General features: G+C 59.8%; 14 protein-coding genes. 7 read left to right on the plus strand and 7 right to left on the minus strand.

What is annotated here, in order from left to right; genetic code table 11:
• Positions 1-158 precede the first annotated feature (158 nt).
• Entirely contained in the window at positions 159-662 is a 504-nt protein-coding gene (locus tag ACA043_RS11875; RefSeq protein WP_497659278.1) for a GNAT family N-acetyltransferase, read from the minus strand.
• A 47-nt stretch (positions 663-709) separates the two neighbouring features.
• Positions 710-2,656, minus strand: coding sequence for a DNA topoisomerase III (locus tag ACA043_RS11880; RefSeq protein WP_497659279.1), 1,947 nt, complete (start codon positions 2,654-2,656; stop codon positions 710-712).
• Positions 2,657-2,877: 221 nt separating this feature from the next.
• Between ACA043_RS11880 and ACA043_RS11885 the strand changes: the two genes are divergently transcribed.
• Positions 2,878-4,284: a serralysin family metalloprotease gene (locus ACA043_RS11885; protein WP_497659280.1), complete on the plus strand. Its 1,407-nt coding sequence runs from the start codon at positions 2,878-2,880 to the stop codon at positions 4,282-4,284.
• Positions 4,285-4,409: 125 nt separating this feature from the next.
• Positions 4,410-4,778, plus strand: coding sequence for a DUF427 domain-containing protein (locus tag ACA043_RS11890; protein WP_187680263.1), 369 nt, complete (start codon positions 4,410-4,412; stop codon positions 4,776-4,778).
• A gap of 47 nt (positions 4,779-4,825) precedes the next feature.
• On the opposite strand, the gene ACA043_RS11895 is transcribed toward ACA043_RS11890, so the two are convergent.
• The gene (locus ACA043_RS11895; RefSeq protein ID WP_497659281.1) at positions 4,826-6,448 is read right to left on the minus strand and encodes an MFS transporter; all 1,623 of its coding nucleotides are present in this window, start codon (positions 6,446-6,448) and stop codon (positions 4,826-4,828) included.
• A gap of 146 nt (positions 6,449-6,594) precedes the next feature.
• On the minus strand, positions 6,595-8,244 hold the full coding sequence (locus ACA043_RS11900) for a GMC family oxidoreductase (RefSeq protein ID WP_497659282.1): 1,650 nt from the start codon (positions 8,242-8,244) through the stop codon (positions 6,595-6,597).
• A 133-nt stretch (positions 8,245-8,377) separates the two neighbouring features.
• Between ACA043_RS11900 and ACA043_RS11905 the strand changes: the two genes are divergently transcribed.
• From ACA043_RS11905 to arsH, 4 genes are all read left to right on the plus strand, one after another.
• Positions 8,378-9,265 carry a LysR family transcriptional regulator gene (locus tag ACA043_RS11905; protein ID WP_187680266.1) on the plus strand — a complete coding sequence of 296 codons (888 nt, stop codon included), beginning with the start codon at positions 8,378-8,380 and terminating at the stop codon, positions 9,263-9,265.
• Positions 9,266-9,340: 75 nt separating this feature from the next.
• On the plus strand, positions 9,341-9,688 hold the full coding sequence (locus ACA043_RS11910; protein WP_497659283.1) for a metalloregulator ArsR/SmtB family transcription factor: 348 nt from the start codon (positions 9,341-9,343) through the stop codon (positions 9,686-9,688).
• Between the two features lie 29 nt (positions 9,689-9,717).
• Positions 9,718-10,188: an arsenate reductase ArsC gene (locus ACA043_RS11915; RefSeq protein WP_401265489.1), complete on the plus strand. Its 471-nt coding sequence runs from the start codon at positions 9,718-9,720 to the stop codon at positions 10,186-10,188.
• 12 nt (positions 10,189-10,200) lie between these two features.
• Entirely contained in the window at positions 10,201-10,899 is a 699-nt protein-coding gene (arsH, locus tag ACA043_RS11920; RefSeq protein WP_497659284.1) for an arsenical resistance protein ArsH, read from the plus strand.
• A 28-nt stretch (positions 10,900-10,927) separates the two neighbouring features.
• Here the strand turns inward: arsH and ACA043_RS11925 are convergent, their stop codons facing one another.
• Positions 10,928-11,854, minus strand: a complete 927-nt coding sequence (locus ACA043_RS11925) for a universal stress protein (protein ID WP_401265486.1) — start codon at positions 11,852-11,854, stop codon at positions 10,928-10,930.
• A gap of 256 nt (positions 11,855-12,110) precedes the next feature.
• On the opposite strand from ACA043_RS11925, the gene ACA043_RS11930 reads away from it, so the two are divergent.
• Positions 12,111-13,184, plus strand: a complete 1,074-nt coding sequence (locus ACA043_RS11930) for an NAD(P)-dependent alcohol dehydrogenase (protein WP_187680271.1) — start codon at positions 12,111-12,113, stop codon at positions 13,182-13,184.
• A gap of 46 nt (positions 13,185-13,230) precedes the next feature.
• On the opposite strand, the gene ACA043_RS11935 is transcribed toward ACA043_RS11930, so the two are convergent.
• Both ACA043_RS11935 and fnr read right to left on the minus strand, forming a co-directional pair.
• The gene (locus ACA043_RS11935; protein WP_497617693.1) at positions 13,231-13,794 is read right to left on the minus strand and encodes a GNAT family N-acetyltransferase; all 564 of its coding nucleotides are present in this window, start codon (positions 13,792-13,794) and stop codon (positions 13,231-13,233) included.
• 90 nt (positions 13,795-13,884) lie between these two features.
• Positions 13,885-14,634, minus strand: a complete 750-nt coding sequence (fnr, locus tag ACA043_RS11940; RefSeq protein ID WP_187680273.1) for a fumarate/nitrate reduction transcriptional regulator Fnr — start codon at positions 14,632-14,634, stop codon at positions 13,885-13,887.
• Positions 14,635-14,662: the final 28 nt, after the last annotated feature.

The following is a 14,662-nucleotide window of genomic DNA, read 5'->3' on the forward strand; positions in this document are numbered from 1 at the left end:
GGTCAGACGAGTTTGCTCAAGCGTATTACCAATGTTCCCGATCGGGGAACGTCTTCATCATGCAAAAGCAAAACGACGCCGTCAACGGTTTTGTAGTGATTATTTTTGTTCACTACATATTGTCGGACAAAGCTGTTTTGGAATGAGAAAGGATCCGTTCACGCAACGGAAAAAGGGCTGCGCAGGACATAGAACGTACACGGATAACCGTCTACTTCGCGCTGCAGCAAGGTGAACTCGCCGTCGCTCAATTCCGGCATCAGCCTGGCCCAGAAGCGCTGCGCAGGCCGGTTGGCATCGATATGGAAAATCTGCCACTGACCCGGGATACGGCTCAAGAGGGCAGAGACGACAAACTGCGCGACACCTTGGCCACGAAAGCGTCGGGCGAGAAAGAAGTAGCCGATGTTGTGTTCGGCGCTGGCGATGTGGGTTTCGTTATCGACGGTCACGAAACCGGCGAGTTCGTCGTCGACCCGGATCAGGAAGGGTTGGGTTGCGGGATGGCGCCAGTATTCGTATTTCGGTTGGATGCTGAAAAAGCCATGCTCGGCGAGCTTCAAAGGCAGCCATTGGCTGAAGTCATACATGTAGAACTGCATCAGGTTTTCGAGGGTTTGCAGTTCGTCGCGCTGGGCGGGGTGCAGTTCGACGTTATGCATGCTTTGGCTTCCTGAAAGTGATGACCTTTCAGAAACAGTAGCGTGTATTACTTTTTGGCAGCGGGTTTCGCGGTGCGTTTGGTGGTGCCGGCGGTTTTGCTGCGCGTCGATTTGCGTTTTTTCTTCCACGGCGCGGCAGCCTTGCCGGCGGGTGGCGGGCCGCTGATGGTCAGGCTCAGGGCAGAGCATCGGGTTACTTGTTTGCTCATCCACGCCGCTTGCTTGGTGACGAATTCTTCCAGGCTCATCTCACCGCTTTGCACCATGTCCAGTGCCTGCTCCCAGATTGCAGTAGTGCCGGGGTCGGCAATTGCACGGGGTACGGCGTCGATCAGACTGAACGCGGCGGGTGTCGCGGCGAGGGCCTTGCCGTTTTTCACCAGATACCCGCGATCCAGCAAGCCCTGAATGATCGACGCGCGGGTGGCCTCGGTGCCGATCCCGGTGGTGTCCTTGAGCTTCTGCTTGAGCAGCGGGTCTTCCACCAGCTTGGCGACGTTTTTCATCGCTTTGATCAGATCGCCTTCGGTATAGGGTTTGGGCGGTTGCGTCCACAGATCCTTGAACTTCACATCTGCGACCGCACACTCGACGCCCTGAGACAATGCCGGCAAGGTTTGCGGTGCTGGTGCTTCACGGCCCTTGGCCGGTGCCAATGCCTCGGGTAATGCGCGTTTCCAGCCCGGTTCGATGATTTGCTTGCCGACCGCGCGCAGCGCTTCTGCGGCGCAATCAAAATCGGCCTGGGTGCGATCGTATTCATGGTTGGGCAGAAACTGCGCCAGATAGCGGGCGCGGATCAACGTGTAGACCGCACGGTGCTTGCCGCTCAGGCGTTCAAGGTTCTTTGCCGCTGCGGTGGGGATGATGCCGTGGTGCGCGCTGACCTTGGCGTCGTTCCACGCCCGGGATTTGCGCTGCGGTTCGAGAAAACCCTGCAGCGCGTCGAGGCTCGGGTCGGCCTGACGCAACGCCGCGAGAATCCCCGGCGCCTCACTGTGCTGGCTCAGCGGCAAGAAACCGCAATCGCTGCGCGGATAGGTGATGACTTTGTAGGTTTCGTAGAGCGCCTGGGCGATGTCGAGGGTTTCCTGCGCACCGAGGCCGAGTTTCTTCGAACAGACTTCCTGCAAGGTGCCGAGGTCGAAGGGCAGGGGCGCCACTTCACGCATACGCTCGGTGCGCAGTTTCACCACTCGCGCACTGGCGGCGCTTCTCATCGCGACGGCGGCTTGCTGCGCCAGCGCCTGATTCAGGCAACGATCCTGATCGTCACAAACATCCGAGGATGCCCGCCACTGCGCGGTAAACGGCGTGCCGTTGTGCAGCAACTCCACGTCGATCGCCCAAAACGGCACCGGCACGAAATCGGCGATGCTGCGATCACGGTCCACCACCAGTCGCAATGTCGGCGTCTGTACCCGACCGACCGGCAATACACCCTGATAACCTGACTGACGACCGAGCAGGGTGAACAGACGACTCATGTTCATGCCGATCAGCCAGTCCGCCCGCGAGCGACCCAATGCCGAGTGATACAGGCTGAACGTCTCTGCACCCGGTTTTAACGAGGCCAAAGCCTTGCGGATCGACGCCTCGTCCAATGCCGACAGCCACAAGCGGCGGATCGGCCCCCGATAGCGGCAGTGCTCGACCAGTTCCCGGGCGATCATCTCGCCCTCACGGTCGGCGTCGGTGGCGATGATCAGTTCGCTGGCCTCGCCGAGCAGGCGTTTCACTGCTTTGTACTGGCTGGCGGTGCGCGGTTTGACGGTCATTTTCCACTTGTCCGGAATGATCGGCAGAACCGCCAGCACCCAGCGCTTGTAGCGCGCGTCGTAGGCGTCCGGCGGAGCGGTCTCCAGCAAATGGCCGATGCACCAGGTCACCGTGACGTCCGTCCCCAGCCAGCAGCCGTCGCCCCGACGCTTGGCGCCGAGCACAGCCGCAATGTCTTTGGCCTGGGAAGGTTTTTCACAGAGGTACAGCCGCATAACCACCATCGTCGATCAAGGTCCGAACAGGCGCACAGAATGGCCGGACTTGGCGCCAGGGGCAACTTTTATCTGTATGGATATACAGATAAAAAGCATTGCCGAAAATGACGGGCAATTCGGGGACGCTGCCAGGAACTATCGAGAAATTGATTAGCGCGGGGGTTGCAGGTCATGTCAGGTTCAACGCGACACCTGACCACTGAACAAGGACGTACACCATGGCTCAAGCCACATCCAAAACCAGCAGCGCCTACGATGAAGTCAATATATTCAGCCACTTGTATGACCGTGGCGAAGGACTGGTCAATGGCAAGCCCTCATACACTGCCGATCAGGCCGCTGACGAAATCCTGCGCAAGGGCCTGTCGTGGGGCGATAAAAATGCCGACGGCAAGATCAGCCTCAGTTACACCTTCCTCACCGACCAACCGGCGAACTACAACCCGAAACTCGGCAACTTCAGCGAATTCAGCGCCCAGCAAAAGGCTCAAGCCGTGCTGGCCATGCAATCCTGGGCCGACGTCGCCAACGTCACCTTCACCGAAGGCAAGGGCGGCGACGGTCATATGACGTTTGGCAACTACGACGTCAGCACCGGCGGCGCCGCGTTCGCCTACTTGCCGAGCGGCGGTAGTTATGACGGCCAGTCGTGGTACTTGATCAACGATCAATACCAGGTCAACAAAACCCCGGACACCAATAACTACGGGCGTCAGACCCTGACCCATGAGATCGGCCACACCCTCGGCCTGTCCCACCCCGGCGCCTACAACGCCGGCAATGGCAACCCGACCTACACCGACGCCAAGTACGCCGAAGACACCCGTGGCTATAGCCTGATGAGCTACTGGAGCGAGGCCAATACCGACCAGAACTTCAGCAAGGACGGCAGCGGCGCCTATGCCTCGGCGCCGTTGCTGGACGATATTGTTGCCGTACAGAAACTGTATGGCGCCAACTGCGAGACACGCGCCGATAACACCACGTACGGTTTCAGTTCCAACGCCGGACGCGATTTCTACAGCGCCACTTCGGCGTCGTCGAAACTGGTGTTCTCGGTGTGGGACGGTGGCGGCGATGACACGTTGAATTTCTCTGGCTTCACCCAGAACCAGAAAATCAACCTCAATGAAGGTTCGTTCTCTGACGTCGGTGGTCTGGTCGGTAACGTGTCGATTGCTTACGGCGTAACCGTGGAAAACGCAGTGGGTGGTTCGGGCAATGACCTGCTGATCGGCAACGGAGCGGTCAATTATCTGTTGGGCGGCGCGGGCAACGACATCCTCTACGGTGGCGGCGGTGCCGATGTGCTGCGGGGCGGCGAGGGGGCGGACACTTTCGTGTTTGGCGCGGCCAGCGATTCGACCAATAACCAGCCGGACTGGATCATGGATTTCAAGAGTGGCCTGGACAAGATCGACCTGTCGGGCATTGCCGGGTTTGCGAATGGCGCTGCTTCGCTGAATTTCGTCAACGGTTTCACCGGGCATGCGGGGGACGCGATTTTGACTTACTACGCGCAGAGCGATCAGACCACGCTGTTGGTTGACCTGACGGGGCAGGGCGAGATTGATTTTGCCGTAGGTGTTGTGGGGCAGGCGTTGGCGACCGATATTGTTGCGTGATGCCTGAAAAGCGGCCCTCACCTTGATGGGGTGTGGGCCGTTGGCCGTTCGGCTGCGAACCTCCCATGAGCGGAACACATGGGCTATACCTGAAGCGGTCTCTTTGCCGTATTCAGGAGAAACCCATGAAAACCCCCGGCCCCACTCCCGTCATTGCCCTCGAACAACTCATCGGTTGCCTGGTGGTGAAATTCCACGGCATCCAGGTCGCCGCGTCCTCCCACGTGATGGTCCTCAATGAGGCCAACTACCCGCCGGTGTACTACATCCCCCGCGAAGACATCGACGAAAAGTATTTCGCCCGCACCGATCACACCAGTTACTGCCCGTACAAGGGCGACGCCAATTACTTCAGTTTGCAGGTGCCGGGGCATGAGGGGGCGAATGCGGTGTGGACTTACGAAAATCCGAAAATATCGGTTGATCAGATCAAAAACTATGTCGCGTTCTATCCGGATCAAGTGAAGTTCGAGGTGATCAAAGCGGATGACTGATTCAAGTAATGGTGGCGACAGCGTTAAGTCTCTCGCCACCGCTTGTCTCAGTTCTTATCGAGATCGATATTCTTCGTCTCACGCAAACAGATCATCCCCACCACCAGGCTCACCCCGGTAATCAGCACCGGATACCACAGCCCATAAAAAATATCCCCGGTGTACACCACCAGCGCGAACGACACGGTTGGCAGGAAACCGCCAAACCAGCCGTTGCCGATGTGGTACGGCAAGGACATCGAGGTGTAGCGGATGCGGGTCGGGAACAGCTCAACCATCAGCGCCGCCAGCGGCCCGTAGCACATGGCCGAGATGATGATCAGCGCGACGATGAGGGCGACGATCATTGGCTTGTTGATCTGCTGCATATCCGCCTGTTGCGGGTAGCCGGCGAGGGTGATTGCGCCGCGCAACGCCGCTTCGTCGAAGCCGTCGAGTTTCACGTCGCCAACGCTGACTTGCACCGCGCTGCCGGCCGGCGCGGCGGCGCTGGAGTAGGGCAGGCCTTGCTTGACCAGGAAGGTTTTGACCTTGTCGCACGGGCTATCGAATTTGGCTTTGCCCACTGGGTCGAACTGGAAGGTACAGGTCGCCGGATCGGCCAGCACGGTGATCGGCGCCTGACGGCTGGCCTGATCGATGGCCGGGTTGGCGTAATGGGCGAGGGATTTGAAGATCGGGAAGTACAGCGCCGTCGCCAGCAGCAGGCCGAGCATCAGTATCGGTTTGCGCCCGACCTTGTCCGACAGCCAGCCAAAAAAGATGAAAAACGGTGCGCCGATGACCACGCTGATGATCAGCAAGGTGTTGGCCACCGCCGGGTCCATTTTCAGGAACTGGGTGAGGAAGAACAGCACGTAAAACTGCGCTGCGTAGAACGTCACCGCTTGCCCGGCGTTGATGCTGAACAGGGCTATCAGCACCACTTTGAGGTTTTCCCACTTGCCGAAGGATTCGCGGATCGGCGCCTTGGAGGTTTTGCCTTCCTCTTTCATCTTCAGATACGCCGGCGACTCGTGAAGGCTCAGGCGAATCCAGGTGGAAATGCCCAGCAGCACAATCGACAGCAGGAAGGGAATGCGCCAGCCCCACACTTCAAACTGATCGCCAGTGAAGTAGCGGCAACCGAGCACTACCAGCAGCGACAGCAGCAGGCCGAGGGTGGCGGTGGATTGAATCCAGCTAGTGTGGAAACCGCGTTTGCCGATTGGCGCGTGCTCCGCCACGTAAGTCGCGGCGCCGCCATATTCACCGCCGAGCGCCAGGCCCTGGAGCATGCGCAGCACCACCAGAATGATGGGGGCGGCGATGCTGATGCTGGCGTAGGTAGGCAGCAGGCCGACGCAGAAGGTCGCGACGCCCATCAGGATGATGGTCGCGAGGAAGGTGTATTTACGCCCGATCATGTCCCCCAACCGACCGAACACCAGCGCCCCGAACGGCCGCACGATAAACCCGGCGGCAAACGCCATCAGCGCAAAGATGAACGCCGTGGTGTCGTTGACCCCGGCGAAGAACTGCTTGCTGATTACCGCCGCGAGGGCGCCGTAGAGGAAGAAGTCATACCACTCGAACACCGTCCCCAAGGAGGAGGCGAAGATGACTTTGCGTGTATCCGGGCTGGTGTCCGTGCTGCGCACGGCGTCCAGCGGCTGAACGTGTTCCGACATATCGGTATCCCTCACAGTGATTGTTTTTGTTGTTCCACTGGTGTTGCGTGTCCGGGTGATGCGCGATGCCTTGAATCTGGTGCAAGTCCCCTGTGGGAGCCAGCCTGCTGGCGATGGCGGTGCATCAGCCATAGAGATGTTGGATGTCAGTCCGTCATCGCCAGCAGGCTAGCTCCTACAGGGGGTGGGTTTACGGTTGGAGAAAGGATCAGCTGTGCCGCCTTCTCGGCAATCATCAGCGTAGGCGAACAGGTATTACCCGAGGTAATGCGCGGCATGATCGATGCGTCGGCAATGCGCAACCCGGGTACACCATGTACGCGCAGTTGCGCATCGACCACCGCATCACCGTCATTACCCATGCGGCACGTACCGACCGGATGGAAAATCGTTGTGCCGATTCTGGCCGCCGCTTCGTGCAGTTCTTCTTCGCTTTGCAGGCTATCCCCGGGCAGATACTCGACCGGTTTGAACGCTTGCAGGGCCGGGGCGCTGACGATGCGTCGGGTCAGGCGGATCGCATCGGCGGCCACGCGCAGGTCTTCGGGATGGCTGAGGTAATTGGGCTGAATCAGCGGCGCGTCTTGCGGGTTCGCGGAACGGATTTCGATGCGGCCACGGCTCTGCGGACGCAGGTCACAGACCGACGCGGTGAAGGCCGGGAAGCTGTGCAACGGTTCGCCGAAACGCTCCAGCGACAATGGTTGCACGTGATATTCCAGATTCGCCGACGTCTGCTCCGGCCCGGATCGGGCGAACGCCCCCAACTGACTCGGCGCCATCGACAACGGTCCGCTACGGTCATACAGATAACGCAGGCCCATGCCCATCTTGCCCCACACACTGCCGGCGATCTGGTTGAGGGTGCGGGCGTTTTCCAGTTTGTAGATCAGCCGCAGTTGCAGGTGATCCTGCAGATTGCCGCCGACACCCGGCAGCTCATGAATCACGCCGATGCCGAGGCGTTCCAGCAGCGGACGCGGGCCAATCCCGGAACGCTGCAGAATGCTCGGCGAACCCACGGAGCCGGCACACAACACGATCTCTTTGCGCGCCTTGAAGCTTTTCACCTGGCCTTCATGACGGGCGCTGACCTTCGATGCGCGACCGTTCTCCAGCAGAACACGATCCACTTCAACCCCGGTCAACACGGTCAGATTGGTCCGGGATCGCACCGGTTTGAGAAAGGCTTTTGCCGCATTCCAGCGCACGCCGGCCTTCTGGTTGACCTGAAAGTAGCCGCAGCCTTCGTTGTCGCCCTGATTGAAGTCATCGATGCTGGCGATGCCGCTCTGCTCGGCGGCGCTGCGAAACGCATCGAGAATCGGCCACGACAGCCGCTGTTGCTCGACCCGCCATTCGCCTTTGGCACCGTGAAAATCAGCGGCGCCGGCAAAATGGTTTTCGCTTTGTTTGAACAGCGGCAGCACGTCATCCCAGGCCCAGCCCGGATTGCCCTCGGCTGCCCAGCCGTCATAGTCGCCGGCCTGGCCGCGCATGTAGATCATGCCGTTGATTGAAGAACAGCCACCGAGCACTTTGCCGCGCGGATAACTCAGGCTGCGGCCTTGCAAACCGGGTTGCGCTTCGGTCTTGAAGCACCAGTCGGTACGCGGGTTGCCGATGCAAAACAGGTAACCGACGGGGATGTGAATCCACGCATAGTTGTCGCGTCCGCCCGCTTCGAGCAACAGCACGCGCTGCTGCGGATCGGCCGACAGTCGATTGGCCAGCAAGCACCCGGCAGGGCCGGCGCCGACCACGATGTAGTCGTATTCATCAAGGGAAGTCTGCATTCCCTGACCTCGCTTTTTGTTTTTATTGTCGGACACTCTAGTTGTTAGCTTTCGTCAAAAGAATGTTAGTTTTTGCGCAGCCGCTGTGCGTTTTTAAACAGCCCTGAATGACGATAGCTGACAAGGACACCCCATGTTCGACTGGAACGATCTGCGGTTCTTTCTGGAGTTGCAACGCAGTGGCCGCCTGCTCACCGCCGCCCGCCGCTTGAACACCACCCACGCCACCGTCGCCCGCCACATCGAGGCCATCGAAAAAAGCCTCGGCACCGCGCTGTTCGTCCAGCACGCCCAAGGCTACGAAATGACCCCTGCGGGGGAGGCGCTGCTCAAGCACGCCGAAGCCATGGAAAACGTCGCCCTGCTGGCCCAGGAGGAAATCACCCAATCCACCGCGCCACTGGGCAAAATCCGTGTCGGCGTCACTGAAGGCCTCGGCATCAAGTTTCTCGCCAGCCGCATGATCGGTCTGTTCGAGCGCTACCCCGGTCTGGAAGTGGAATTGGTCGCGGTGCCGCGCTTCGTCAGCATCCTTAACCGCGAGGCAGAAATCAGCATTCATCTGGAGCGTCCGGCGGCGGACATGCTCGTTACCCGCAAACTGACGGACTACCGTTTGGCCCTCTATGCCAGCCAGCGTTACCTCGACAACGCGCCACCGTTGCGCAGCCGGGAAGACCTCGGGCGGCATGCATGGATCGGATACGTCGATGATCTGCTGTTCAGTCAGGAGTTGATGTTCCTCAACAGCTTTTGCCGCAGTCCTCGGGTGGTGTTCCATAGCACCAGCGTCATCGCCCAGCAGGAAGCCGCTCGCTCGGGATTGGGCATTGCCGTGTTGCCGTGCTACATGGCGGCCTCTGAGCCGGATCTGGTGCCCTTGCTGCCGGACGAAAGCATCGAGCGCAGTTACTGGATCAGCACCCGGCGCGAGTTGCACAAGTCGGTGCGGCTGCGGGTGGTCTGGGATTATGTAGTGGGGTTGTGCGAGGCGGAGCAGGGGTTGTTGCTCAATTCCTGAGATCTTTTGATCTTTCAGGTTGATTAATATATGGATATCCGTATATTCGGCAGTCCATATGTACGGTGCGCCCTGATGATCACGCCCCCCGAACTCTTCAAAAGCCTCGCCGACGAGACCCGTGTCCGCGCTACGCTGCTGATCGCCGCTCAAGGCGAACTCTGCGTTTGCGAGCTTATGTGTGCCCTCAATGACAGCCAGCCGAAGATCAGCCGCCACCTCGCGCAACTGCGCAGCAACGGGCTGCTGCTTGATCGTCGGCAGGGCCAGTGGGTCTATTACCGGCTCAACCCGGATCTGCCCGATTGGGTTCATCAAATCCTGCAAGTGACGTCGAAGGCTAACGTCGACTGGCTCAAGGATAACGCCTCGCGCTTGCTAAACATGGATGATCGCCCCGTCCGCGAAGCAGCGTGCTGCTGAATTATTAACGTCCGCAGGAGCCCCCCCCCATGCGAGTTCTGTTCATGTGCACGGCCAACAGTTGCCGGAGCATTCTTTCCGAAGCCATGTTCAATCACCTGGCGCGCCCGGGTTTCGAGGCGCTGAGTTCTGGCAGTTTCCCTAAAGGCCAGGTGCTGCCACGCAGTCTTGCCACGCTGCAACAGGCCGGTATTTCCATCGATGGCCTGTACAGCAAAGGCAATGACGCCTTCGAGGACAACCCGCCGGATATCGTCATCACCGTCTGCGACAAGGCCGCCGGTGAAAGCTGCCCGGTGTACTTCGGTCCGGCGCTGAAAGCCCATTGGGGCCTGGAAGATCCCTCCGATGTGACCGGTGACGAGGCCGCAGTGGATGCGGCGTTCAGTGCCACGCTGGCGATCATCGAGCGGCGCTGTTCGACCTTCCTCGGCCTGCCTTTTACAACGCTCAGCCGCGCAGAACTGCAGCGTGAGCTGGATCGAATCGGCTCCCTGTAAGCCGGAGGATATATGTCAGAACATCTGCCCAACCTTGATTCAACCCTGTTCGAAGGCTTTAAAGCCACGACCTCGGGCGAACACAAACCGCGCATCCTGTTGCTCTACGGCTCGACCCGCGAACGCTCTTTCAGCCGTTTGCTGGTAGAGGAAGCCGCGCGCTTGCTCGAACACTTCGGCGCCGAGACGCGCATCTTCAACCCGTCCGGTTTGCCATTGCCCGACGACGTCCCCGTCGACCATCCGAAAGTGCAGGAGCTGCGCGAACTGGTGCTGTGGTCGGAAGGTCAGGTCTGGTGTTCGCCAGAACGTCATGGCGCCATGTCGGCGGTGTTCAAGGCACAGATCGACTGGATACCGCTGGAGCTTGGCGCCGTTCGCCCGACCCAGGGCAAAACCCTGGCGGTGATGCAGGTGTGCGGTGGATCTCAGTCGTTCAACGTCGTCAATCAGCTACGCGTGTTGGGCCGCTGGATGCGCATGTTCACCATCCCCAACCAGTCCTCGGTGCCCAAGGCTTACATGGAGTTCGACGAGGCAGGGCGGATGAAACCGTCACCGTTCTATGACCGCGTCGTCGACGTGATGGAAGAATTGGTGAAGTTCACCGTGCTGCTGCGCGACCGCCAGGATTTTCTGGTTGATCGGTATTCGGAGCGCAAAGAAACGGCCGAACAATTGATGGCGCGGGTCAATCAGCGCTCCATCTGAACCCGCCGACTTTTAGGGGTGTCTGCGTTCAGGCGGACAGCATTTGCGGCGACACCACCCAGACGCTGCAGGGCATTTTGTACAGCAGGTGTTCCACCGTGCTGCCGACCAACCGGCCGAGGCCGCGATGGCCGACACGGCCCATGACGATCACGTCGATGTCATAGGCATCGGCATAGCTGCACAGCACTTTGGCCGGATCGCCCATGATCATGTGTTGGCGCTCCGGCGGGATGCCGTTGCGTTCGGCCAGTGCGCGGAACGCGGTGGCTTGTGCATCGAACAGTGCTTTGGCGTTGCCCTGCGTGAAAAACGTCGAGGCATTGTCGAATCCGAACTCATCGGCGCTGATCGATGACAGGTCATAGGCATAGATCACTTCCAGTTCGGCGTCGCTGAGGCTTGCCAGTTTGACGGCCTCACGCAGAATCCGGTCGTTGAAGTCTTCGTACCGGGCGTCACGATGAAACGGATCCACAGCGGCAACCATTCGCCGAGGCCGGGCATTGTGCACATGGCTGACGAAATGCAGGGGGACCGGGCATTCGCGCAGCAGGTGCAGATCGAGTGGCGTGAACATCAGCCGGGACATGAATGAGGCGGGCTCCAGATCCTTGATCAACAGGGCCATCGGCTGCTCTTTGAGGTGAATCAGGATCTCGCGCAAGGGGTGCTCGATCCAGACCACCTCGGTCGTCACCGTGACGCCAAGATGACGCAAGGGTCTGGCCTGATCTTCCAGCCACTGGCGGTGACGCTCGACATAGCCGATACGCATCTGTTCCAGTGCCTGTTCGTTAACCAGTCCGGCGGTTGCCAGACCTTCCAGATAATCGAACGCCACAATGTGCAGCGCCGCTCCCGAGGCCTTGGCCAGTGCGCCAGCCCGTTCGAATGCGGGGCTGTCTTTCATCAGGGGTGGGGCCACCAGCATGAAACGTGCTTGCTCGGACATGACAAAACTCCCGTGGGTAACGGCATGGACGCTTGTGCGCAATGGCGGCAGAGGCGTTGAGTCATCCTGCTCCGTGCCGGGTCGCACGCCTTGATCTTTGTCAATGGCAGGGGGCAGCGACGCTGACGCCCGACGCGCGGTAATCGCGCAAGCGATCCCGCAATGGTTGATCGTGATCAACCTTGTGTCGGTTAAGTCGGCGCAGTCTCCAATAGGTGCTGCACTCACTGGAACCACCCGCGCAGGAACATCGCTCATGGCCATGATGAAAGCGGCGATTTTCGTCGAAAAGGATCGCATCGTGCTGGATGACAAGCCGATCCCCGAAGTAGGCCCGTTGGACGCGCTGGTGCGCATCACCACCACCACGATCTGCGGCACTGACGTCCACATCCTGCGCGGCGAGTATCCGGTGGCCAAAGGCTTGACCGTGGGTCATGAGCCGGTGGGTGTCATCGAAAAACTCGGCTCGCAAGTGCGCGGCTTTGTCGAAGGTCAGCGGGTGATTGCCGGGGCCATTACCCCCAGCGGCCAGAGTTACGCCTGCCTGTGCGGCTGCGGCTCACAGGACGGGCCGGACACCCGGCACGGCTTTCGCGCCACCGGCGGCTGGAAGTTCGGCAACATCATTGATGGTTGTCAGGCCGAGTATGTGCTGGTGCCGGATGCGCTAGCCAACCTGTGTCCGATCCCCGACGGGCTGAGTGATGAACAGGTGCTGATGTGCCCGGACATCATGTCCACCGGGTTCTCCGGCGCAGAGCGCGGCGAGGTCAGTATCGGCGACACCGTTGCAGTGTTTGCGCTGGGGCCGATCGGGCTCTGCGCAGTGGCCGGTGCGCGGCTCAAGGGTGCAAGCGTCATCATCGGTGTCGACGCGGTGGCCGAGCGCATGACGGTTGCGCGGCAGTTGGGCGCGACCCACATAGTCAATTTCAAGGACGGTGACGTGGTTGAGCAAATCATGGTGTTGACTGATGGCCGCGGGGTGGATGTGTCCATCGAAGCCTTGGGCACCCAGGGTACGTTTGAGTCTGCATTACGGGTGTTACGCCCGGGCGGGCGGTTGTCGAGCCTTGGGGTTTACGCTTCGGATCTGCGCATTCCCTACGATGCTTTTGCAGCGGGTTTGGGCGATTACAGCATCGTCAGCACCCTGTGCCCCGGCGGCAAGGAACGCATGCGCCGGTTGATGGCGGTGGTGCAAAGCGGTGGCGTCGATCTGTCACCGCTGGTGACCCACCATTTCAAACTGGACGATATCGAGGCGGCGTATGAGTTGTTCGGCCATCAGCGCGATGGCGTGATGAAGGTCGCGATTACACCGTGATCAAACGCGCCCCGTGCCGTTGGCCGGGGCGGGTTGCGTTGCGGTACTACAGAGAGAGGCGATGAATGACCTGGTGGCTATCGTCGGGATCACTGTGGGTTTCAAAGCCCAAGGCTTTGGCCAATTCGCGCATGCCCGTGTTGCTGGCCGAATCCACGGAGTACAGGCGGCTGAAGTTGTTCTGTCGGGCGGCCTTGATCAGGTGCTCCATCAGCAAGGTTGCCAGGCCCAGATGCGCCCATTCATCGGCGACCGTCACCGCGAATTCGCATTCTTTTTCGGCCGTGGCGGCATAGCGGCTGATACCGATCTCGATCAATTCGCCGTTCTCGTGAACCAGCGCGATAAAGGCCGCGCGTTGCTTCTGGTCGATGTCCATTAACTGATCGAGCAACGCCGTGCCCGGCTCGCTGATCTGCGCCAGAAAACGCATGTGGCGGGACTCGGGGGACAAGCGCTTGATAAACGCGTATTCGCGTTCGCGATCCTTTTCGGCCAGCGGCCGGATCAGCACGTGTCGGCCGTCCTTGAGCGATTCGATCCAGTATTGGCCGTGGTGCGTGGCATACACAGCCGCGGCCCGATCATTGTGGTCTTTGACAGTGAGCATGATGTGACCTCCAGCGTGGAAAAGATCAACGCGCGGTGCATTGCGCTGATCTCTTTGTACGCCGTTGGTGATGCGGGCATCTGATCTGGATCAGATCGGCGACTGAGTCGGCCGACAGCCGACGATCAGTTGTTTGAGGCCTCTCATGTCGAGGATTTTCACGTTACGTCCCGAGATGTCCACCAAACCCTGATCCCGCAGATGGCCGATGCCACGGCAGATGGTTTCCAGGCGCAGCCCCAGGTAGGAACCGATTTCTTCGCGGCGCATCTTCAGCACGAAATCTCTGGAGGAATATCCGCGCATGTTGAAGCGTTGCGAGAGATTCACCAAAAATGCCGCCAGGCGTTCATCCGAGCTCATGTTGCCGAGCAACATCAGCATGTCGTGATCGCGCACGATCTCCCGACTCAGCAGTTTATTGAGGTTGTGCTGCAATGACGGCAAGGTCTGGGCCAGCTTCTCCAGTTGGGCGAAATGGATGGGACAGACTTCACTGTCCTCCAGGGCAAATGCACTGCACACGTGCTCATCGCGACTGATCGCGTCGAGGCCAAGCATCTCGCCGGGTATATGAAAACCGGTGACTTGCTCCCGGCCGTCGACGGATACAGCACTGGTCTTGAACGAACCGGTGCGCACCGCATAGAGCGAGCGCAACGGATCGCCTGCGCGATACAGCGCCGCGCCTTTCTTGATCCTGGAACGCTGCACGATCAGCGTATCCAGGCGTTCGACTTCCTTTCCGGTCAGGCCAATCGGCAGGCACAGTTCCACAACGCTGCAACTCGAGCACGCAGTCTTGAGGTATTGAATGTTCAGAGGACGAGTTTCAGGCATTAGCGAGGACGCCTTGGAAGGTTCACCA

Source organism: Pseudomonas sp. LBUM1648 (assembly GCF_059716145.1).